Origin of the sequence: Saccharothrix sp. NPDC042600, assembly GCF_040647305.1 — a bacterium.
Lineage (GTDB): Bacteria > Actinomycetota > Actinomycetes > Mycobacteriales > Pseudonocardiaceae > Actinosynnema > Actinosynnema mutabilis.
In genome coordinates this window covers 1-21,231 of record NZ_JBEZBW010000043.1, presented here as the reverse complement: position 1 = coordinate 21,231, position 21,231 = coordinate 1, and the positions used below count along the sequence as shown (strand labels likewise).

At 70.1% G+C, this 21,231-nt stretch carries 24 protein-coding genes; 19 read left to right on the top strand and 5 right to left on the bottom strand.

The window, feature by feature from the left end:
- The first annotated feature begins 23 nt into the window (after positions 1 to 23).
- Positions 24 to 983, top strand: a complete 960-nt coding sequence (locus AB0A74_RS24090) for a CoA ester lyase (protein WP_358252706.1) — start codon at positions 24 to 26, stop codon at positions 981 to 983.
- A gap of 108 nt (positions 984 to 1,091) precedes the next feature.
- On the top strand, positions 1,092 to 1,262 hold the full coding sequence (locus tag AB0A74_RS24085) for a hypothetical protein (protein ID WP_343932469.1): 171 nt from the start codon (positions 1,092 to 1,094) through the stop codon (positions 1,260 to 1,262).
- Between the two features lie 6 nt (positions 1,263 to 1,268).
- On the opposite strand, the gene AB0A74_RS24080 is transcribed toward AB0A74_RS24085, so the two are convergent.
- On the bottom strand, positions 1,269 to 1,571 hold the full coding sequence (locus tag AB0A74_RS24080; protein ID WP_358252704.1) for a DUF4190 domain-containing protein: 303 nt from the start codon (positions 1,569 to 1,571) through the stop codon (positions 1,269 to 1,271).
- Positions 1,572 to 1,716: 145 nt separating this feature from the next.
- On the opposite strand from AB0A74_RS24080, the gene AB0A74_RS24075 reads away from it, so the two are divergent.
- The 8 genes from AB0A74_RS24075 (at position 1,717) to AB0A74_RS24040 (ending at position 10,656) form a co-directional block, all read left to right on the top strand.
- Positions 1,717 to 2,913, top strand: coding sequence for an acyl-CoA dehydrogenase family protein (locus AB0A74_RS24075; RefSeq protein WP_358252702.1), 1,197 nt, complete (start codon positions 1,717 to 1,719; stop codon positions 2,911 to 2,913).
- A gap of 235 nt (positions 2,914 to 3,148) precedes the next feature.
- Positions 3,149 to 3,685, top strand: coding sequence for a general stress protein (locus AB0A74_RS24070; RefSeq protein ID WP_358252700.1), 537 nt, complete (start codon positions 3,149 to 3,151; stop codon positions 3,683 to 3,685).
- A 474-nt stretch (positions 3,686 to 4,159) separates the two neighbouring features.
- Complete coding sequence (locus AB0A74_RS24065; protein ID WP_358252698.1) at positions 4,160 to 5,401, top strand: ABC transporter substrate-binding protein; 1,242 nt, start codon at positions 4,160 to 4,162, stop codon at positions 5,399 to 5,401.
- Positions 5,402 to 5,439: 38 nt separating this feature from the next.
- Positions 5,440 to 6,345, top strand: coding sequence for a sugar ABC transporter permease (locus AB0A74_RS24060; RefSeq protein WP_358252787.1), 906 nt, complete (start codon positions 5,440 to 5,442; stop codon positions 6,343 to 6,345).
- Entirely contained in the window at positions 6,345 to 7,190 is an 846-nt protein-coding gene (locus AB0A74_RS24055) for a carbohydrate ABC transporter permease (protein WP_358252696.1), read from the top strand. The genes AB0A74_RS24060 and AB0A74_RS24055 overlap by 1 nt, the downstream gene beginning before the upstream one ends.
- A 4-nt stretch (positions 7,191 to 7,194) precedes the next feature.
- Positions 7,195 to 8,379 carry a sn-glycerol-3-phosphate ABC transporter ATP-binding protein UgpC gene (gene ugpC, locus AB0A74_RS24050; protein ID WP_358252694.1) on the top strand — a complete coding sequence of 395 codons (1,185 nt, stop codon included), beginning with the start codon at positions 7,195 to 7,197 and terminating at the stop codon, positions 8,377 to 8,379.
- 247 nt (positions 8,380 to 8,626) lie between these two features.
- Positions 8,627 to 9,514, top strand: a complete 888-nt coding sequence (locus tag AB0A74_RS24045; protein ID WP_358252692.1) for an SDR family oxidoreductase — start codon at positions 8,627 to 8,629, stop codon at positions 9,512 to 9,514.
- 170 nt (positions 9,515 to 9,684) lie between these two features.
- Entirely contained in the window at positions 9,685 to 10,656 is a 972-nt protein-coding gene (locus AB0A74_RS24040; RefSeq protein WP_358252690.1) for a hypothetical protein, read from the top strand.
- Between the two features lie 133 nt (positions 10,657 to 10,789).
- On the opposite strand, the gene AB0A74_RS24035 is transcribed toward AB0A74_RS24040, so the two are convergent.
- A complete protein-coding gene (locus AB0A74_RS24035) occupies positions 10,790 to 11,632 on the bottom strand; it encodes a chromosome partitioning protein ParB (RefSeq protein ID WP_358252688.1) in 843 nt (280 codons plus the stop codon).
- Positions 11,632 to 12,282 carry a metallophosphoesterase gene (locus AB0A74_RS24030; RefSeq protein WP_358252686.1) on the bottom strand — a complete coding sequence of 217 codons (651 nt, stop codon included), beginning with the start codon at positions 12,280 to 12,282 and terminating at the stop codon, positions 11,632 to 11,634. Before AB0A74_RS24030 ends, AB0A74_RS24035 begins: the two co-directional genes overlap by 1 nt.
- Positions 12,283 to 12,369: 87 nt before the next feature.
- On the opposite strand from AB0A74_RS24030, the gene AB0A74_RS24025 reads away from it, so the two are divergent.
- Positions 12,370 to 13,455 (top strand): DUF2332 domain-containing protein, encoded by a 1,086-nt coding sequence (locus AB0A74_RS24025; RefSeq protein ID WP_358252684.1) that lies wholly within the window; start codon positions 12,370 to 12,372, stop codon positions 13,453 to 13,455.
- Positions 13,456 to 13,570: 115 nt separating this feature from the next.
- Positions 13,571 to 14,398 (top strand): hypothetical protein, encoded by an 828-nt coding sequence (locus tag AB0A74_RS24020; protein WP_358252682.1) that lies wholly within the window; start codon positions 13,571 to 13,573, stop codon positions 14,396 to 14,398.
- A gap of 202 nt (positions 14,399 to 14,600) precedes the next feature.
- Here AB0A74_RS24020 and corA read toward each other — a convergent pair whose 3' ends face one another.
- Positions 14,601 to 15,683 (bottom strand): magnesium/cobalt transporter CorA, encoded by a 1,083-nt coding sequence (gene corA, locus AB0A74_RS24015; protein ID WP_358252680.1) that lies wholly within the window; start codon positions 15,681 to 15,683, stop codon positions 14,601 to 14,603.
- Between the two features lie 285 nt (positions 15,684 to 15,968).
- Here corA and AB0A74_RS24010 point away from each other — a divergent pair, with 285 nt between their 5' ends.
- Positions 15,969 to 16,472, top strand: a complete 504-nt coding sequence (locus tag AB0A74_RS24010) for a MaoC family dehydratase (protein ID WP_337725166.1) — start codon at positions 15,969 to 15,971, stop codon at positions 16,470 to 16,472.
- Position 16,473: 1 nt separating this feature from the next.
- Positions 16,474 to 17,553: a DUF2332 domain-containing protein gene (locus tag AB0A74_RS24005; protein WP_358252678.1), complete on the top strand. Its 1,080-nt coding sequence runs from the start codon at positions 16,474 to 16,476 to the stop codon at positions 17,551 to 17,553.
- Between the two features lie 37 nt (positions 17,554 to 17,590).
- Here the strand turns inward: AB0A74_RS24005 and AB0A74_RS24000 are convergent, their stop codons facing one another.
- Entirely contained in the window at positions 17,591 to 18,004 is a 414-nt protein-coding gene (locus AB0A74_RS24000; protein WP_358252676.1) for an NUDIX hydrolase, read from the bottom strand.
- 142 nt (positions 18,005 to 18,146) lie between these two features.
- Between AB0A74_RS24000 and AB0A74_RS23995 the strand changes: the two genes are divergently transcribed.
- The 5 genes from AB0A74_RS23995 to AB0A74_RS23975 all read left to right on the top strand — a co-directional run bounded on the left by AB0A74_RS23995 (position 18,147) and on the right by AB0A74_RS23975 (position 21,002).
- The gene (locus AB0A74_RS23995) at positions 18,147 to 18,305 is read left to right on the top strand and encodes a hypothetical protein (RefSeq protein WP_309116804.1); all 159 of its coding nucleotides are present in this window, start codon (positions 18,147 to 18,149) and stop codon (positions 18,303 to 18,305) included.
- A gap of 44 nt (positions 18,306 to 18,349) precedes the next feature.
- Positions 18,350 to 18,910 carry a PH domain-containing protein gene (locus AB0A74_RS23990; protein WP_309116803.1) on the top strand — a complete coding sequence of 187 codons (561 nt, stop codon included), beginning with the start codon at positions 18,350 to 18,352 and terminating at the stop codon, positions 18,908 to 18,910.
- Positions 18,911 to 18,924: 14 nt separating this feature from the next.
- Complete coding sequence (locus AB0A74_RS23985; protein WP_358252674.1) at positions 18,925 to 19,782, top strand: PHP domain-containing protein; 858 nt, start codon at positions 18,925 to 18,927, stop codon at positions 19,780 to 19,782.
- 78 nt (positions 19,783 to 19,860) lie between these two features.
- The gene (locus AB0A74_RS23980; protein ID WP_358252672.1) at positions 19,861 to 20,697 is read left to right on the top strand and encodes a PD-(D/E)XK nuclease family protein; all 837 of its coding nucleotides are present in this window, start codon (positions 19,861 to 19,863) and stop codon (positions 20,695 to 20,697) included.
- 8 nt (positions 20,698 to 20,705) lie between these two features.
- On the top strand, positions 20,706 to 21,002 hold the full coding sequence (locus AB0A74_RS23975; RefSeq protein ID WP_358252671.1) for a hypothetical protein: 297 nt from the start codon (positions 20,706 to 20,708) through the stop codon (positions 21,000 to 21,002).
- The last annotated feature ends 229 nt before the right edge of the window (positions 21,003 to 21,231 follow it).

The following is a 21,231-nucleotide window of genomic DNA, read 5'->3' as shown; positions in this document are numbered from 1 at the left end:
GGCCGGTACGAGGAGGTACCCCAGTGGTCGACCAGCAGCGTCCCCGTCGCTCGTGTCTGGCCGTGCCCGGATCGAGCCAGAAGATGATCGACAAGGCCCGCACGCTGCCCGCGGACCAGGTCTTCCTCGATCTGGAGGACGCCTGCGCCCCGCTGGCCAAGCCGGACGCGCGCAAGACGATCGTCGCCTCCCTCAACGAGGGCGGCTGGGGCGACAAGGCCCGCGTGGTCCGCGTGAACGACTGGACCACCGAGTGGACCTACCGCGACGTCACCGAGGTCGTCGAGGGCGCGGGCGCGAACCTGGACTGCATCATGCTGCCCAAGGTGCAGACCGCGGAGCAGGTGCACGCGCTGGACCTGCTGCTCACCCAGATCGAGAAGACCATGGGCTACGAGGTCGGCAAGATCGGCATCGAGGCCCAGATCGAGAACGCCCTCGGCCTGATCAACGTCAACGCGATCGCCACCGCGTCCCCGCGCGTGGAGACGATCATCTTCGGCCCGGCCGACTTCATGGCGTCGATCAACATGAAGTCCCTGGTGGTCGGCGAGCAGCCGCCCGGCTACGACGTCGGCGACGCCTACCACTACATCCTCATGCAGATCCTGATGGCCGCCCGCGCCCACGACAAGCAGGCCATCGACGGCCCGTACCTGCAGATCCGCGACGTGGACGGCTTCAAGCGCGTCGCCGGCCGCTCGGCGGCGCTGGGCTTCGACGGCAAGTGGGTGCTGCACCCCGGCCAGATCGACGCGGCGAACGAGGTCTTCAGCCCCAAGCAGGAGGACTACGACCACGCCGAGAACATCCTCGACGCGTACGACTACTTCACCTCGGAGAAGGGCGGCAAGCGCGGCGCGGTCATGCTCGGCGACGAGATGATCGACGAGGCGTCCCGCAAGATGGCCCTGGTGATCTCGTCCAAGGGCCGCGCCGCCGGCATGTCCCGCACGAACGTGTGGTCCCCGCCGGAGGAGTGACGCCGGGTGCCGGTGGGACCACTCCGCGCTGGTCCCACCGGTGAGCATTCCCACAAACCCCGCGCCTGATTGGCGATCAAGGGGTGGTTCGTGTGCATGGTGGCTGCCATGTCACGGACCCGTAACGCGAGGCCCCGGCTACGCCTGTTCCGCCGCCGCCCGGCCGACGACCTGTTGGAGCGCAGCTTCCGCACCTGCCCCGGCTGCGCGGCCGACGTGCACGTGTTCGCCGAGGTGTGCCGGCACTGCGGCGGCGAGCTGGAGCTGTTCGCGTCCTGAGCCGGCTCAGCGGGTGACGGTGAGCGTGCTGATGATCTCGCCGCCCTCGCGCACGATCCAGTAGACCGCGACCACCCACAGGATGAGCGCGACGATGTAGAGGACCGTGAAGACGCTGCCGAGGACGATGCCGGCGGTGGCCAGGCCCCGGCCGTCCTCGCCGGTCCGCTTGATCTGGTTCTTCGCCACGATCCCCAGCACGATGCCCGCCGGCGCGAAGACGAACGCGCAGACCAGCGCGGCGATGGCCATGCCGTTGGTGCCCCTGGGCGGCGGCGCGTAGTAGCCGGGCTGCTGGTAGTACGTCATCGGGCGCTCCTGGGGTTCCGCGGTGGTGGGGAAGGGTAGCCGCTGTTTCGGTTCAGCGCGTGGCGATGAGCACCTTCGTGACGCGAACGCGCGTTAACCGGTCCATACTCGCCGGTAACCCCGGAGCTACGAAGGGAAACGTGCGATGGCGCGCCTGGCCCAGACCGCTGGACTGACCGACATCCAGGAGGAGATCCTCTCCACGGTCCGCACCTTCGTGGACAAGGAGATCATCCCGCACGCGCAGGCGCTGGAGCACGGCGACACCTACCCCGCGGACATCGTCGAGGGCATGAAGGAGATGGGCCTGTTCGGGCTCACCATCCCCGAGGAGTTCGGCGGGCTCGGCGAGTCGCTGCTGACCTACGCGCTCGTGGTGGAGCAGATCGCGCGCGGCTGGATGTCGGTGTCCGGCGTGATCAACACCCACTTCATCGTCGCGCACATGCTCAAGCAGCACGGCACCGACGAGCAGAAGGCCCACTACCTGCCGCGCATGGCCACCGGCGAGGTGCGCGGGTCGTTCTCCATGTCCGAGCCGGAACTGGGCTCCGACGTCGCCGCCATCCGCACGCGGGCGGTGCGCGAGGGGGACGAGTACGTCGTCAACGGCCAGAAGATGTGGCTGACCAACGGCGGGACGTCCAACCTGACCGCGGTGCTCGTGCGCACCGACGAGGGCGCCGAGAAGCCGCACCAGAACCTGACGACGTTCCTGGTCGAGAAGCCGGAGGGCTACGGCGAGGTCCGCCCCGGCCTGACCATCCCCGGCAAGATCGACAAGATGGGCTACAAGGGCGTCGACACGACCGAGATGGTCTTCGACGGCTTCCGGATCTCGCCGGAGCAGGTGCTCGGCGGCGTCACGGGCCAGGGCTTCCGGCACATGATGGACGGCGTCGAGGTCGGCCGGGTGAACGTGGCGGCGCGGGCGTGCGGCATCGCGATCCGGTCGTTCGAATTGGCCATCGAGTACGCGCAGCAGCGCAAGACCTTCGGCAAGCCGATCGTCGAGCACCAGGCCATCGCGTTCAAGCTGGCCGAGATGGCGACGAAGGTCGAGGCGGCCCACCTGATGATGGTCAACGCGGCCCGCCTGAAGGACTCGGGCGCGCGCAACGACGTCGAGGCGGGCATGGCGAAGCTGATCGCGTCGGAGTACTGCGCCGAGGTGACGCAGGAGGCGTTCCGGATCCACGGCGGGTACGGGTACTCGAAGGAGTACGAGATCGAGCGCCTGATGCGGGAGGCGCCGTTCCTGCTCATCGGCGAGGGGACGAGCGAGATCCAGAAGACGATCATCAGCCGCGGGTTGCTGCGGGACTACCAGTCGCGCGGGTGACGGGTGGCGTGCCCGGTCCGCGGTGAGCGGGCCGGGCACCTCGCGGTCGCGCGCGGCTTTCGCGGCTTTGGGGTCGGCCACACGGCCCTCCCCGTTCCCGGCGATTCCGGCAGCGTGGCGGGAACTGCCCGCACCCCTCAGGTCACGGTAGCGTTGAGTTCCGCCGCACCCGTTTCGCGCTGTTCGCCGCCTGTTGGCAGGATGGGGTGATCAGCACCGCGAAGAGGTGGTCACCGTGACGAGTTCGTTCTCCGGCCAGGGCCAGAACCGACCGGGGGTGCCGCCGCGCCTGCCCACGCCGCCCACCGGGTGGCCGATCGGCTCCTACGCCACCTACGAGGAGGCGCAGCGGGCGGTCGACTTCCTCGCCGACGGGGACTTCCCCGTCCAGGAGGTCACGATCGTGGGGGTGGACCTGATGCTGGTCGAGCGCGTCACCGGCCGCCTCACCTGGGGACGGGTGCTGGGCACGGGCGCGGCGTCGGGCGCGTGGTTCGGCCTGTTCGTGGGCGTGCTGCTGTCGCTGTTCAACACGACCGCCAGCGCCGGGTTCGGGCCGATCCTGGTCGGGCTCACCGTGGGTGTCGCCTTCGGCATCATCTTCGCCGCCGTCGGGTACGGGTCGGCGCGCGGCAAGCGGGACTTCCAGTCGGCCAGCCAGCTGGTCGCCGGGCGCTACGACGTGCTGTGCCAGCCGCGGTCCGCCGAGCGCGGCCGGGACCTGCTGGCCAAGCTGGCCATGCGCCCCTCCGACGCCAACCACAAGGACTGACCCGAGCCACCCGGACCGGCCGAGCCACCCGGACCGGCCGGGCGCGGCCTCCGGCCCCCGTCTCGATCGTCGCACGAGGCACCGACAATTCCGGGTCACCGCGACCGGCCGGTGGGCACCCGCCCGACTCCGCAGCCGGTTCGGCGCGCGCCGCCCGGCGACGACCCGCCGGCCGCGCGGCCACCCAGCCGTGCAACCGCCCGCCGGCCCCGCCGCGCGACGACCCCCGGCCGCCCCGCCGCCCACCGCGCGACCCACTCGGCACCCACCGCGCGCCCGCTCGGCGAACCACAGGTTTGGCACTCGTGATCACCGGGTAGAGCCGTTCCGGGCTCCGGTGGTTGCGGCACCTGATCATCGGGCCTACGTTCGTTCCACCTGCCGCGCCGTGCCGCGGTCCGGTGGGTGGGGCACGACGAGGTGCCGGGCGGTGCGGTCTGGCTCCTTGAAGTTGTCGGGAAGGAGGCAGGCCCGATGAGGCGTCATCGGTTGGCCGCCGCCGGGAGTGCCGCGCTGGTCGCGGCGTCCGCGCTGGCGGGGTGCGGCTCGGGTGACGGCGGGATCACCATCAACGTCTACAAGTACCCGCAGGAGAACTTCCAGAAGATCGTCGACCGCTGCAACGAGCAGGCCGACGGCTACGAGATCGTCTACCACAAGCTGCCCCGCGAGGCCGACGGCCAGCGCGAGCAGATGGTCCGCAGGCTCGCCGCCGAGGACACCGGCATGGACGTCCTCGCCCTCGACGTCACGTGGACCGCCGAACTGGCCAAGGCCGGCTGGATCAAGGAGTTCACCGGCTCCGCGAAGTCCCAGGTCGAGAACGGCACGCTGGAGACCCCGCTGAACACGGCCCGTTACGAGGGCCGCCTCTACGGCGCTCCGGACAACACCAACGTCCAGCTCCTCTGGTACCGCAGCGACCTCGTCCCCACCCCGCCGAAGACGTGGGACGAGATGATCAGGATCGGCACGGAACTGAAGAACCAGGGCAAACCCGGCCTGGTCGAGGCCCAGGGCAAGCAGTACGAGGGCCTGGTCGTCCTGTTCAACACGCTCGTCAACTCCGCCGGCGGGCAGATCCTGGACGAGAACGGCACCAAGGCCATCGTCGACGACAACGCTGTCAAGGCGCTGGAGGTCCTCAAGACCTTCGCCACCTCGCCGGTCGTGGACCCGTCCTTCTCCAACTTCGCGGAGGACGACGCCCGCCTGGCCATGGAGAACGGCAAGGCCGCCTTCATGCTCAACTGGCCCTACGTCTACGCCGCCGCGCAGAAGAAGCCCGAGTTCGCGGCGAACTTCAAGTGGGCCCCGTACCCGTCGGTCAACGGCGACGCGGCCAAGGTGACCGTCGGCGGCATCAACTACGCCGTCAGCGCGTTCACCCGGCACTCCGAGCAGTCCTTCGACGCGGTCATGTGCCTGCGCAGCGCGGAGAACCAGAAGTTCGCGGCCATCAACGACGGCGTCCCGCCGACCATCGAGTCGGTCTACGACGACCCGGAGATGGCCAAGCCCTACCCGATGAAGGAAGCGATCCTGGAGACGCTGAAGGGCGCGAGCGTCCGCCCGCGCACCCCGGCCTACCAGAACGTCTCGACCGTCATCTCCACCATCCTGTCGCCGCCCGCGAGCATCGACCCGAAGGCGACCGCGGACCGGCTGCGGCAGGAGTTGCAGGACGCGCTCGACTCGAAGGGGGTGCTGCCGTGAGCCACGCACTCACCACGGAGACCAAGGACCAGCCGCGGCTGTCGCCCGGGGCGAAGGCCGCCCTGTCCGAGGGCAAGAAGGCCGAGCGCCGCCTCGGGCTCCTGCTCTGCGCGCCCGCGATCGTCGTGATGGCGGCGGTCGCCGGGTGGCCGATCATCTACTCGGTCTGGCTGTCGCTCCAGCGCTACGACCTGAAGTTCCCCGACCGGGTGGAGTTCGTCGGCCTGGACAACTACGTCACCGTCCTGTCCAACTCGTACTGGTGGAACGCCATGTGGATCACGATCGTGATCACCGTGGTGTCCGTCCTGATCGAGCTGGTGCTGGGCATGGCGCTGGCGCTGATCATGCACCGCACGCTGGTCGGGCGCGGCATCGTCCGCACGTCCTCGCTCATCCCGTACGGCATCGTCACGGTCGTCGCCGCGTTCTCGTGGCGGTACGCGTGGACGCCGGGCACCGGCTACCTCGCCGAGATCGTGGCCGGCGGCGAACCCGTGCTGACCGAGAAGATCCCGGCGGTCATGGTCGTGATCCTGGCCGAGATCTGGAAGACCACGCCGTTCATGGCGCTGCTGCTGATGGCGGGCCTGGCCCTGGTGCCCGACGACCTGCTCAAGGCCGCCGCGATGGACGGCGCGAACGCGTGGCAGCGGTTCACCAAGGTCATGGTGCCGGTGATGAAGCCCGCGATCCTCGTGGCGCTGCTGTTCCGCACCCTGGACGCGTTCCGCATCTTCGACAACCTGTTCGTGCTCACCGGCGGTTCGCAGGGCACGTCGTCGGTCTCGATGATCACCTACAACAACCTGATCAAGGGCCTGAACCTCGGCATCGGCTCCACCATGTCGGTGCTGATCTTCATCGCCGTGGCGATCATCGCGTTCATCTTCATCAAGCTGTTCGGCACCGCGGCGCCGGGCAGCGACAACGGGAGGCGCTGATGGCCGGCATCGGCGGCGCCGAGACCACGGGCCGCAAGGCCCGCTGGACGGTGCTCAACATCCTCGTCGTGGCCTACGCGCTGTTCCCCGTGCTGTGGATCGTGTCGCTGTCGTTCAAGACCAAGGCCACCCTCGCGGACGGCAACTTCATCCCGCGCGAGTGGACCCTGGACAACTACGCGGCGATCTTCTCCACCACGGAGTTCGTGCGGGCGCTGGTGAACTCGATCGGCATCGCGCTGATCGCCACCGCCATCGCCGTCGTGTTCGGCACCATGGCCGCCTACGCGATCGCGCGCCTGGACTTCCCGGGCAAGCGGGTCCTGGTGGGCGTCTCGCTGCTGGTGTCGATGTTCCCGCAGATCTCGCTGATCTCGCCGCTGTTCCAGATCGAGCGGTCGCTGGGCCTGTTCGACACCTGGCCCGGCCTGATCCTGCCCTACATCACCTTCGCGCTGCCGCTGGCGATCTACACGCTGTCGGCGTTCTTCCGCGAGATCCCGTGGGAGCTGGAGAAGGCCGCGAAGATGGACGGCGCGACCCCCGGGCAGGCGTTCCGCCGGGTCATCGCGCCGCTGGCCGCGCCGGGCGTGTTCACCACGGCCATCCTGGTATTCATCTTCTGCTGGAACGACTTCCTGTTCGCGATCTCGCTGACCTCCACCGAGCGCTCGCGCACGGTCCCGGTGGCGCTGTCGTTCTTCACCGGCAGCTCCCAGTTCGAGGACCCGACCGGGTCGATCGCCGCCGCCGCGGTGGTCATCACCATCCCGATCATCCTGTTCGTGTTGTTCTTCCAGCGTCGGATCGTCGCCGGTCTGACCTCCGGCGCCGTCAAGGGGTGAAGCAATGGCCGAGATCGTGCTCGACAAGGTGACCAAGCAGTACCCGGACGGCGCCGTGGCCGTGAAGGACGTGGACATCGAGATCGCCGACGGCGAGTTCATCATCCTGGTCGGCCCGTCGGGCTGCGGGAAGTCCACGACCCTGAACATGATCGCCGGGCTGGAGGACATCACGTCCGGCGAGCTGCGCATCGGCGGCGAGCGGGTCAACGAGCGCGCGCCCAAGGACCGGGACATCGCGATGGTGTTCCAGTCCTACGCGCTCTACCCGCACATGACGGTGAAGGAGAACATGGCCTTCCCGCTGCGGCTGGCGAAGGTGGACAACGCGACCGTCGAGAAGAAGGTCCGGGACGCCGCCGAGATCTTGGACCTGACCCAGCACCTGGACCGCAAGCCGTCGAACCTGTCCGGCGGCCAGCGGCAGCGCGTGGCGATGGGGCGCGCGATCGTGCGCAACCCCAAGGCGTTCCTCATGGACGAGCCGCTGTCCAACCTGGACGCGAAGCTGCGCGTGCAGATGCGGACCTCGGTGTCGCGGCTGCAGAAGCAGCTGGGCACCACCACCGTGTACGTCACGCACGACCAGACCGAGGCGATGACCCTCGGCGACCGGGTCGTGGTGATGCGCGGCGGGGCCGTGCAGCAGGTCGGCGCGCCGCAGTACCTCTACGACCACCCGGCGAACCTGTTCGTCGCGGGGTTCATCGGCTCGCCGTCGATGAACTTCGTGCCCGCCGGCCTGGAGAACGGCACGCTGCGCTCGGCGCTGGGCGACATCCCGCTCACCGACCGGGTCCGCGGCCTGCTCGCGGGCGCCGACGTGCCCCGCGAGGTGATCGTGGGCCTGCGGCCCGAGCACTTCGAGGACGCGCGGCTGGTCGACGAGCACCTGCGCGGCAACGGGGTGACCTTCACCGACCACGTGGACGTGCTGGAGTCGATGGGCTCGGACAAGTTCGCCTACTTCAGCCTGTCCGGCGAGCAGGCCACCTCGCAGGAGCTGGCCGAGCTGGCCGCCGACGCGGGGGCGGCGGACGTGCCGGGCGGCGGCGTCTCGCTGGTCACCCGCATCTCGGCGGCCTCCACGGCCACCGAGGGTGAGCAGGCGGAGATCTGGTTCGACGCCGACAAGGTGCAGCTGTTCGACCCGGACACCGGGCGCAACCTCACGTATTCCGGGCAGTGATCGGGCGAGGGGGCCATCCGACGTGCGCGGGTGGCCCCCTTTTGCCGCTTGTCACGGGGAGTTACTGACCAGCCAAGACCATCGGTCGGGACGAACTCCATAGGCCATTCAGCGCAGCAAAACCGCATCTCGCCGCTTTCGCGCGGCTTTCGCTCTTGTCGGTCACCACCCTGGTCGAAGGCGGGGATAACCCCGATCGACGGGCGTCGGGGTAGGGGAGACCGCCGAGCACAGAGAAGAGCGCGCGATGGGGATTCTTGACGGAAAAGCGGTCGTGGTCACCGGTGCGGGGCGGGGGCTGGGCGAAGCGTACGCGATGCACGCCGCACAGGCGGGCGCCGCGGTCGTGGTCAACGACGTGGACGGCGACCTGGCCGAACAGGTCGCGGAGCACATCCGCGGTTACGGCGGGCGGGCGGTGGCGAGCACGCACACGGTGACCGACCCGACCGAGGCCGAGAAGATCGTCGGAATGTGCGTCACCGAGTTCGGGCGGCTCGACGGCCTGGTGAACAACGCCGGGCTGAACTACGAGACCCAGCCGTGGGAGGACGACCCGGAAACGGTGCGCCGAACGGTCGAGGTGAACCTGCTGGGTGTCATATACACCGGTATCGCGGCCATGCGCGTGATGCGCGAACAGGGCAGCGGTTCCATCGTGAACATTTCCTCCGGCGCGTTCTTCGGTCAGCGCAAACTCGCCACGTACGCGGCGACGAAGGGCGCGGTGGCCTCGCTGAGCTGGTCGTGGGCGCTGGACCTGGAAGGCGAGGGCGTGCGCGTGAACGCCGTGTGCCCGGTGGCCCACACACGCATGGTGTGGAAGTCCGAGCGGTCCCTGCGGGCCATCCCGGCCGACCGCACCCCGGGCAAGGTCGCGCCGCTGGTGCTGTTCCTGCTCAGCGACGCGGCGGAGGGCATCACGGGCCAGATCGTGCGCTGCAACGGCCGCCAGCTGCACCTGGTCGGCCACCCGTACTTCAAGCAGCCGATCCTGGAGAGCGACACCTGGGACACGACCTCGGTGAAGCGCGCGTTCGACGGCGTCCTGCAGGCCCACCTGGAACCGTTCGGCCTGGAGAAGCGCATGCCCCCGCGCCTGCGCGAACTGGTCGAACCGAGCCGCACGGCCTGAAAACCCCCGCGGACGGGACCGGACCACCTCCGCGCGGTGGCCCGGTCCGGCCGGCGACGGGCGCGCCGACCGCCTCAGGGGGTGTGGTCGGACGCCCGCGCCGGTGCTCGTCGTGGCCGATCACTCGGACGGCTGATCAAAACGGAACCCGCCGGTGTCACCATCGAGGTGTGGGGACGCGCAGGCCACGCGTGACGGACTGGCGACTGGTGGTCCAGTCGCGGTTGGACCGCGTGCGCGCCGACCTCGCCGCACTGGGCCCGTCGGACCCGCTCGACCCGGAGAGCCTGCAGTGGCGGCAGGTCGCCCAGCAGGAGGCGGCCGTCGTCGAGGACATGATCAACCGCGAGGAGTCGCGGCTGCGGACCGTCGCGTCGTGGTGGTCCGGGTGGCACATCGAGCGCGCCTGGCGGTCGTTGCACGAGGCGGAGATCGCGGTCGTCGCGGCGGGGGACGGGTTCCTGGGGCGGCTTCCGGGGTTGCGGGCCCGGGTGGCGGAGAACCTGGACGAGGACGACCCGCGGCGGGTCGCGTTGGAGGAGTTGCGGCCGGGCGAGTTCCCGTTGTCCATCGAGCGCGAGATCGTGGTGGACGCGCTGCGGGCGGCGTTCGACAAGTCCGATTTCGCGCACGCCGGCTCGCGGGCCCTGCGGAACAAGCTGATCGCGGCGTCCGTGGTGTTGTTCGTGGTGAACACGTTGCTGGGCGTCATCGGGTTGGCGAAGCCGGGGCTGATCCCGATGTGCGTGGGCTCGGAGCGGCTGCCGACGGTGTGCCCGTCGGGGCGGACGGCGGCGGGCGCGGACGTGTGGCTGATCCAGGTGCTCGGGGCGTTCGGGGCGATCCTGTCGGCGGTGGTGCTGTTGCTGCGGCGGCGGCCGAGCCTGTCGCCGTACGTGATGATCGGGTACCAGGCGACGATCAAGATCCTGCTCGGGGCGGCGCTGGCGGTGATCGGCATCCTGGCCCTGGGCGCCGGCGTGACGACGGGCCTGATCGGCGTGGCGTCCCAGGCGGCGTTGCTGCTGTGGGCCGTGATCCTGGGCTACTCGCAACAGATAGCGACCCGCCTCCTGGACAGCTACACCGACCGCGTCATGGACCAGGCCCGCCCCCTGCCGAAACTGGAAGGCCAGCGCTGACCCCACCGCGACCGCTCAGACCGGCCGCGCGATCGAGGCCGGCGAACCGGTGGCGCACCGTCGCGTCGGGGTTGGCCTGGTGCGGCGGCGACGACTCCAGCGGAGTTCGGCGCACGCGATGCGCCGCCCGGCGCTAACCCCGTCGCGACCGCAGGGCGTCGATCACGTCCTGGTCCCAGCGGTGGGTGCGGATGAGGCGGTAGCGTTCCGCCGCCACCCACATGTAGGCCTCCGTCTCCGTCCGGTCGCCCACCAGGTGTGCCTGGCGCAGCATCTCCACCACCGGCACGTACTCCTCGCGGTACCAGCGCATCGCCACCGTCGCCCGGTCCAGGAACGCGCCCTCGTCCTGCATCAGGCGGAAGCCCCACGCCTCCACGTGTTCGCCCAGCTCGGCGTAGTCCCACGGGTCCGAGAGCAGGACCTCCGCCCTCGCCTGGCCGGACAGCGGCACCCGTTCCAGGAACAGCCGCCGGTAGTCCTTGACGATCAGGTCGCCCCGGTGGCGGATGCCGTGGGCCGCGATGCGGGTCACCACCTCCGTCACGTACGCGTCGATCGTCTCCAGACCCAGGGCGTGCGCCACCGACACGCGGTGGTGGCCGTCCTGGACGAAGTGCAGGTCGCCCACCCGGTAGACCTCGATCGGCGGCACGGCCTCGCCCCGTCGCGTCGCCAGGGCCAGGCGCTGCCAGCGCTCCCGGGTGCGGGCCGAGGTCGGTCGGAAGCGGCGGTCGAAGTCGCGGGTCCGGTCCACGCTGCCGACGATCGAGTCCAGCCGGATCGTCTGCAGCCCCAACCGGCGCTCGCTGACCACGCCCAGCGCCTCCACGACCTCGTGGAACGGCAGCATGATGTTCACGTCGTCGGGTTCGCGGCGCAGCCACGCCGCCAGGCGGGACAGCACCTGCCGCCGCCGGGCGCGCAGGAAGTCGTTCTCGGCGTCGGCTTGCGGGAAACCGGTGTCCCGGCGCATCAGGGAACCTCCACCACCTTGTACCCCACCACGTTCACCACCCGGGTCCGGCCGAGCACCCGGTCCGGCTTCGGCGACCCGTGGGGGTGGATGTGGCCGTGCAGGAGCAGTTTCGGGTGCAGCCGGCGGACGCCGTCGTGCAGGCACGCGAAGCCGCGGTGCGGCGGGTCGGGCTCGTCGCCGCAGTCCAGCGGCGGCGAGTGGGTGAGCAGCACGTCGACGTCCCGCCCGTCGCGCAGCCGCCGCCACGCCGCGAGGCGGGTCAGCCGCCGCAGCCGCCGGGCCTGCTGCCGCTCGGTCCACTGGTTGGGCCCGTCGTTGTACCGGATCGACCCGCCGAGGCCGGCGATCCGCAGGCCCGCCACGTCCACCACCGCGCCGTCGGCGTTCACCCCGCCCGCCGGGCCGGGCCAGCGCGCCGGCAGCCCCGCCCGCGTCCACAGGCCCCGCACGTTGGCGTACCCGGACAGGTCCACGTCGTGGTTGCCCGGCACGAACACGCACGGCCGGTCCAGCGCCGAGGACAGGTACTCCAGGTAGTCGAACGGCAGGTCGCCGGCCGCCACGACCAGGTCGACGTCGTGCCGCCGCACCTGGTCGGTCCACAGCCGCTCGACCACCTCGTCCGCCACCGCGAGCACCTTCGGCACCCGTCGAGCCTAAGCGCGCACCGGCGTCCCGACGAACCGGTGCTTCCCCCGGTGCCGCACGGGGAAATCCGGTCTACCGTTCGTGACGTGCTCGCCGAGTTGTTCCTCGACGCCGCCGCCTCCTGCCGCGACCACAGCCCGCTCACCCACACCCTGCTGGTGTCGGCGGCGGACGACCTGACGCGCGGCGGGATCACGGCGAAGGTCATGGCGGGCAGCGAGTGCGACCGCGGCGGGACCGTGCCGGGGCTGCGGTTCGCGGGCGCGCTGCACCGGCTGGTCCTGGAGGGCCGCGCGCCGACCCTGGCCAAGCACTACCCGACCGCCGGCGGCCGGCCGCACCCGCCGACGCTGTGGGAGGACGCGCTGCCGGTGCTGGACGAGCACACCGACGAACTGCGCGCGATGATCGCGTCGACCGTCGTGCAGACCAACGAGCCCGGCCGCAGCGCGCCGCTGTTCGGCGGCCTGCACACCGCCACCCGGCTGGCCGCCGAGGCCGCGGGCAGGCGGACGCCGTTCTGCGTGAAGCTGCTGGAGGTCGGCGCGTCCGGCGGCCTGAACCTGCGCCCGCACCGCGTGGCCTACCGCGTCGGCGACACCGTCCTGGGCGACCCGGGCAGCCCGCTGGTCCTGGACACCCGCTGGACCGGCCGCCCGCCGGTGGACCTCGCGCACGGCCTGCGCCTGGTCGGCCGCGCGGGCTGCGACCTCAACCCGGTCGACGTGTCCACCGAGGACGGTCGCCTGCACCTGTCGTCGTTCGTGTGGGCCGACCAGCTGTGGCGCTGGGAACGCCTCCAGGCCGCCCTGGACCTCGCCGCCCTGGACCCGGTGCCGGTGCGGCGCGCGGCCGGCCCGGAATGGCTGGCCGACCACCTCGCCCGACCGGAACGGGACGTGCTGACCGTCGTGTGGCACTCGGTGGTGTGGCAGTACGCGTCCCCGGCGGACCGCGCGATGGGCCGCGCGGTCCTCGCCGACGCCGCCGCCCGCGCCACCCCGATGGCCCCGCTGGCCCTGCTCGTCTTCGAACCCCGCCGCACGCACGCGCCGGGGAAGTACGAGTTCCAACTGCTGCTCAAGCTGTGGCCGGGCGGGGTGTCGTTGCGGCTGGGCGCGGGAGCGGGCCACGGCATCCCGTTCGAGTGGCACACCCAACCGTGGTCGTGAACGCGCACCCGACCATGGACGTGAAAGCCCGCACGAATGCGGTTCGAATGCCGCCGAACGCCGGTCACTCGTCCGGTCCCTGTCGTGGGTTCGTTCACCGAACTACTATTCACCGATGTTCAACGACGACCAGTTGCGCGCAGTGGATCCCGATGTCGCCGATGTCCTGAAGACCGCTTTGGAAGCCTCGAACGCGGGCGCGGGAATCATCTACCGGAACGCCCTGAACCCGACTTCCCGGTTCGAGTTGCTGATCCACGTCGAGACGGACGCCCAAGCGGATTACTACGGCCAGTCCGACGTGGTCTACACCGGGACGGGCACCGAAAGCTACTTGTTCGGCAGGGACAAGTTCAACGTCCTGATGGCCATGCAGGGCCTGAGCCTCCGCATTCTGTTGAACATCGGCAACGCCACCACCAGCGGTCAGCGCTTATCCACCCTGGTGCACGAAGTGGGCGTGCACGGCACGAGACTCTGGGCCGCCCTCACCGCGTTCAACAAACGCATGCAACAGGTGAAGGGCGGCCAGGAGCACGCGTCGGCGACCCAGGCGGACATGGCCGAGATCCAGCGCGCCCAACTGGCGAGCGACGCCTACTCCGCCGAGATGCACCACACGGAGTTCGGCGAGGGCGCGGCCGAGGACTACAACGAGTTCAAGGCGGCCGTGACGGCGGTGCTCAAGGACTGGGCGGGCAAGCCGTACATGGTCTTCGCCGACCTGGTCGGGGCGAACAAGTGGGAGGCCCTGCTCGGCGAGTTCACCAAGGCCGCCGCGAAGGGCGAGGCGAACCACGCCAAGATGTACTGGCACCCCAAGGTGGAATTCGCCCACTTGCTCAAGGTGTCGGAGGACGTGAGCAAGGGCGCAGCGGAATTCGCGCAGAAGAGCAAGGTGGGCCAGGGCGGCCTGCTCGGCTTCGTGAAGAGCTTCTTCTAGCCCGGGATTCCGGGCAGGGCGCACCGAGGTGGCACGGGAGTCGTGCCACCTCGGCCTTTCGCCGGAACCGTCAGTTGCCGGTCGCGATCAGCACGGTGACGGTCGTCAGCCAGCCGATGAGGAACGCGACGATCCAAAAGCGCAGGTTCGTGAACATCCGGGTCATGTCGGAGGGTCCCGTCGGGGTCGGGTGGGCGGGGGGCTACAGCCAGCGGTTCCGACGGAATATTCGGTACAACGTGAGGCAGGCGACCAGGATCACGGCGATCACCATGGGGTAGCCGTACTTCCAATGCAGTTCCGGCATGAAGTCGAAGTTCATGCCGTACACGCCGACCACCATCGTGGGGACCGAGATGATCGCGACCCACGCCGAGATCTTGCGCATGTCCGAGTTCTGCTGGAGCGTGATCTTCGCCAGCGTCGCGTTCACCAGCGTGGTGAGCAGCTCGTCGAAGTTGATCACCCGCTCCGACACCTCGGTGAGGTGGTCGTCCACGTCCCGGAAGTACGACCGGACCTGCTCGGGGATCAGCGGCGTGTAGCCCTCGGCCAGCCGCCGCAGCGGCACCGCCAGCGGCATCACCGCGCGGCGCAGCTCCAGGACCTCGCGCTTCATCAGGTAGATCTGGTCGGCGCTGACCCGGCTGCGCGGCGCGAAGACCAGCGCCTCCATCTGGTCGATGTCGTCCTCGATGTGGTCGGTCACGTCGAGGTAGTTGTCGACCACGTGGTCGGCGATCGAGTACAGGACCGCCGCCGGCCCGACCTTGAGCCGCTCCGGCTCCGCCTCCAGCTCGCGCCGCACCACGGCCAGGCCCGAGTGGTTGCCGTGGCGGACCGTCACCACGAAGTCGCGGCCCAGGAAGACCATGACCTCGCCGCTCTCCACGATCTCGTTGGCCGAGTCCGGCGAGGCGTTCTGCACGTACCGGACCGTCTTGAGGACCATGAACAGCGTGTTGTCGTAGCGCTCCAGCTTCGGGCGCTGGTGGGCGTGCACCGCGTCCTCGACGGCCAGCTCGTGCAGGCCGAAGGTCTCGGCCACGCCCTGGATCTGCTCCTCGTCGGGCTCGTGCAGGCCGATCCACACGAAGCCGTCGCCGCGCTTGCGCACCTCTTCCACGGCGTCGGTGTGCGACCACCGGCCGGGCAGCCGTTCGCCGTCCACGTAGACCCCGCAGTCCACGACGTACGCCGACAGCGGCACCGGGATCGGCACCGCGGGGCGGACGTGGGCGGGCACGCGGCCTCTCAGGCCGCCGAGCGAGGGCAAGCTGGGCACGGAGTCCTCCGGTGGGGGCGTCGGCTGCACGACGAAACGCGACGGCACGTCCCCGACCGGGCACTGCTGCGGGCCTAGAAGACCGACCCTTCGGTGAGGACGCGCGAGGTACTCGCAGGATGGGGGTCGTTACTCATCGGTAGCCCTCACCTCCTCGGGTCGGTCGTCCGCGGCGGTGGAGTCGCTCACAGACCAGTTGCCGAGGGTACTCCTCCCGAGTCCACACTGTCGTCCCGGTCGTGAGGGTTCTCGATCACAAGCCCCAAGAGCCAACGGAGGCAAGCGGTGCAGTTCGGGCGTTACTACGAGGAGTTCGAGGTCGGCGCGGTCTACAAGCACTGGCCTGGCAAGACGGTCACCGAGTACGACGACCACCTGTTCTGCCTGCTCACCATGAACCACCACCCGCTGCACATGGACGCGCACTACGCGGCGGAGACCACCGACTTCGGCAAGAACGTCGTGGTCGGCAACTACATCTACTCGCTGCTGCTGGGCATGTCCGTGCCCGACGTGTCGGGCAAGGCGATCGCGAACCTGGAGGTCGAGTCGCTGCGGCACATCAAGCCGACCTTCCACGGCGACACCATCTACGGTGAGACGGAGGTGCTCGACAAGACCCCGTCGAAGTCCAAGGACGACCGCGGCGTGGTCTACGTGGAGACGCGCGGGTACAAGCAGGACGGCACGGTCGTCTGCGTGTTCCGGCGCAAGGTGATGGTGCCCAAGCGGTCCTACGGCGACGCCCGCGGTGGCGAGCAGCCGGGCAGGCCCGAACCGAAGGAGTGAGATGACCTCCGTGGACCTCGCGCGGCAGCGGCTGGCCCGGTTCGCCCAGCGGGAGGCGCACGGCGTCTCGCCGCTCTACGAGCACCTGGCCACGCGCGCCGCCGAGGACCCGGAGGTCGCCGGCCTGCTGACCGCCGCCCCGGAGCACTTCGCCCACGCGACCCTGCTCCTGGCGGCGGCGCACCGGTTGGCGCAGGCCGAGCCGTTCCACGAGCTGTCGAACTACTACCCGTCGCTGGGCGGCACGTACGGGCCCGACGAGGGCACGTGGCCGCTGTTCCGGTCCTTCGTGCTGGACCGGGCCGAGAAGATGCGCGAGCTGATCTCCACCCGGTCCACGCAGACCAACGAGGTCCGCCGCGCGGCGCTGCTCTACCCGGCGGTCGCGATGGTCAAGGGACCGGTCGGGCTGCTGGAGGTGGGCTGCTCCGCGGGCCTGCTGCTGGGCCTGGACCAGTACGGCTACCGGTACCAGACGCGGGAGGCGGGCCAGCTCGTCGCCGGTCCGGCCAAGGCGACCGTGGGCGTGCACTGCGCGCTGGAACTGGCGCCCGGGGCCGCGTTGCCGAAGATCCCCAAGACGGTGAAGGTGGGGGCGAAGGTCGGGCTGGACCGCGCGCCCGCCGACCTGGCCGACGAGGACACCTACGCGTGGCTGGAGGCGTGCGTCTGGGCGGACCAGCCCGAGCGGCTGCGGATGTTCGGCGTGGCGGCCACCGCGCAGCGCAAGTCGCCGCCGACCCTGGTCGCCGGGGACGCCGTCGCGGACCTGGGCAAGGCCGCCGCCCTGGTGCCCGCCGACCTGCCGCTGGTGGTGATCACCAGCAACGTCCTGCCGTACGTGCCGGGCGCGGAGTTCGTCGCGGCGCTGCGCGGTCTGGACCGGCCCGCGTGGTGGGTCAGCCACGAGGGCTACGCCGCCGGCCTGGAGCACGTGCTGCCCGGCCGGGACGACCTCCGGGCCGAGGAGTCGGCCTCCGGGGTGCTCGGGCTCGTGCGGATCGACGAAGGTGAGGTTCGCTCGGCGAAGGCGCTGGCCAAGACCGCCCCGCACGGCCAGCGCCTGACCTGGCTGCCGTGACGACCTGCGACGACTTCCCTCGAACGGGCGAAGTCGATCAGGTCCGGGGGAGCTGTCCCCAGGCCCGCAGCGTCTCGCGCAGGCCTTCGGTGAGCGGAAGTGTGTCCAAGATCGCACCGGTCACCCACCGTGCCTCGGCCGCGTCGTCCCCCGCTCGGAGCACACCCGATCGCACCTGGCAGGCGTAGTCGTGGATGTCGTACAGCCCGTGCACCGCCGGTCGGGTGACGCTGCCGATCAACTCACCGACGGTCACGGAGAGTCCGGTCTCCTCGCGGATCTCGCGGATCACGGCGGCCCGGTCGTCCTCGCCCGGCTCGACTCGTCCACCCGGTATCGACCATAGTCCCTCACCTGGGGGATTGGCCCTTCGAACGAGTAGCAGTCGCCCGTTCGAGTCATGCACGATGCCGCCGACACAGCGGATCGAAGGGGCTCCATCGGCCGTCACGGTGACTCAGTGTAGTCACCCCTCAACGGCGGTGCAGCGCGCTGACCCAAGTGCGGTACAAAACTCCCAAGGTGCCGCGTGGTGCGGTACAACGGTTTTCACTGGCGCCAAACGGGTGCGGTAGCGAACGGGGTTGATCACCGTGAATCTGAAGAAGATTCTCACCTTCGCCGGGGTCGGCTTGCTCCTGTTCTTCCTCATCGCGGAGCCGAACCAGGCGGCTCAGCTGGTGCAGAACATCCTGGGCACGCTGCGGGAAGCCGCTGAGGCCCTCATCACCTTCGTGAAACAATTGTTCTGAGGCTGGAGCCCGGCTCCTCCACCCACGGCGAAGGGTCCACCGGCATGTTCGCACCACGTGACCCCGACGAGTACCTGCTCCCCACGGAGCGGCGGGTCATCCGGGTCCGCAGGCACTGGAGCAGCCTGCTCTGGGATCTCCTGGAGGCGGCGGCGCTGCTCGCCGGCTGCATGATGATCTCCTACCTGCTGCCCCAGAACCTGGGCGTGGTCCAGAACATCCTGTGGTACGCGGCGCTGTTCGTGCTGCTCAGGCTCACCTACTTCGTCATGGAGTGGTGGGTGGAGCGCATCGTCGTCACCGACAAGCGGTTCATGATCTCCTCGGGGGTCTTCGAGACCAAGGTGGCCATGATGCCGATCAGCAAGGTCACCGACCTCACCTACGAGCGTTCGGTGCTCGGGCGCATGTTCGGCTTCGGCACCCTGATCGTGGAGTCGGCCGGTCAGATCCAGGCGTTGAACCGGATCGAGTACCTGCCGAACCCCGAGGAGGTCTACGACGCCATCTCGGAGCTGACCTTCGGCGACAAGAAGGCGCAGGCCGAGCGGTTCTCGATGATCAAGGCGCAGCGGGCGGCGCGCGGTAAGAAGATGGTGCCGTAGGTCAGACTGGGTGGGTGCGCATCGACCTGCACACCCACTCGACCGAGTCCGACGGGACCGACACGCCCGCGCAGCTGGTGGCCGCCGCGGCGGCGGCCGGCCTGTCCGCGGTGGCGCTGACCGACCACGACACCGCGGCCGGCTGGACCGAGGCGGCCAACGCGCTGCCACCGGGCCTGAAGCTGGTGCGGGGCGCGGAGCTGTCCTGCGCGTCCGACGACGGTTCCGGGCGGACGATCACCGTCCACCTGCTGGCCTACCTGTACGACCCGACCTCCCGGGCCCTGGTCGAGGAGCAGCTGCGGCTGCGCTTCGAACGGCGGCAGCGGCTGCGCAAGATGGCCCTGCGCATGGTGGAGGACGGGTTCCCCATCGACCCGGACGAGCTGATGGCGTCCATGCCGGCCGACGCGCCGGCGGGGCGACCGCACCTCGCGATGGCGCTCATCCGGGCCGGGGTGGTGACGTCGGTGGACGAGGCCTTCGCCCGCTACCTGACCGGCGGGCGCTACTACGTGCCGCGGACGGACACGCCCGTCGCGCGGGCGATCGAGATGATCGCCGAGGCGGGCGGGGTGACCGTGCTGGCGCACCCGTTCGCGGTGTCGCGCGGTCCGATCGTGTCCGAGGCGGTGCTGGCCGACCTGGCGGGGCTGGGGCTGGCCGGCGTCGAGGTGGACCACCCGGACCACGACCCGGCGACGCGGGCGCGGTTGCGTGGCCTGGCGGGTGAGCTGGGGTTGCTGGTGACCGGGTCGTCGGACTACCACGGCACGAACAAGACGGTGAAGCTCGGCGCGGAGACGACCTCGCCCGAGGTGCTGGACGCGCTGGCCGACCGCGCCACGGGGTGCAAGGTCCTGGTCGGCTGACCGGTCCCGGGGCCGCGGCTGGGCCGGGCGTGTGATGCCGTGCCGGGAGTGTCGGTGGTCCTCGGTAGCGTTGGGGGCGTGGATCAGTTGGGGTTCGACTTCGGCGTCATGCCGAAGCGGCTGGTGAAGGTGACGCCGGCGAAGCTCGCCACGTGGGCCGACTGCCCGCGCCGGTTCCGCATGGCCTACCTCGACCGCCCCACACCGCCGCGCGGCGGCGCCTGGGCGCACAACACGCTCGGCGCGGTCGTCCACAACGCCCTGAAGGCGCTGTTCGACCTGCCGGTGGAGAAGCGCTCCCCGGAGCAGGCCGTGGCCCTGCTGCACCGGCAGTGGAAGGACGAGGGGTTCCGCGACGCCGAGCAGGCCGCCGTCTACCGGACGCGCGCCGAGGGTTGGGTGCGGGACTACGTGGCGGAGCTGGACACGTCGATCGAGCCGGTCGGGATCGAGCGCTGGGTGTCCACGCCCACGCAGCGGATCGTCGCCGAGGGCCGGGTGGACCGGATCGACCTGCGCGACGGCGAGCTGGTGATCGTCGACTACAAGACCGGCCGGCACGCGCTGACGGTCGACGACGCGCGGGGCTCGCAGGCCTTGGCCTTGTACGCGCTCGCCGCACGACGTACCTTGCGCAAGCCGTGCCGACGGGTGGAGCTGCACCACCTGCCCACCGGCACGGTGGCGGTGTGGGAGCACACGGAGGAGAGCCTGGCCCGACACGTCTCCCGAGCCGAGGAAGCCGCGGACGAGCTGGGCCTCGCGAGCGACACCCTCGCGGCGGGCGGCGACCCGGAGATCCTCTTCCCACCCCGGACCGGAAACCAGTGCACCTGGTGCGACTTCCGCCGCAGCTGCCCGGAAGGCCAACAGGCGGCACCGACCTTGGACCCGTGGGCGCTGCTCGCGCCGTGAGGAGACCCGTGACACAGGTGGAGACCGAGCCGCGGCTGCTGAGGGTGTGGCGCGGCATCAGCGGCGCGGTGGCCGTGGGTCTCGTGCTGCTCGCCCTGGCGCTGCTCGGCGTGCAGGTCTACGCGGGAACGCGCGACCTGCCCGGGCCCGGGGTGGACATGGTGATCGGGCACGTGGTGGCCGGGGCGGTCGCCGTGGTGGGCCAGGTCGTGGCGGATCGGGCTCGACGGTGGGTCGCGGTGGGAGCCGGGGTCGGGGTGTTGGTGGTGGGGGCGGTCGTGTTGTGGGTCTATTGGTGGGCGTGAGCCGGGCTTGTCCCGCCGCGCAGTGGCGTGTTCTTGGTTTGGGCTACCAGCCACAAGGGGCCTTCGTGTTCCCCACCGTATGACCTGCCCGAAGGGCTACCACACTTTTGGTCGGGTGCAGCCGAATTTTTTGCGAGGAACGAGCAAAAAATTTAGCGGCACCCGGCCAAAAGTGTGGTTGGCTCCGCCAGGTCATGCGGTGGGGAACACGCAGGCCCTTCCCCCCACT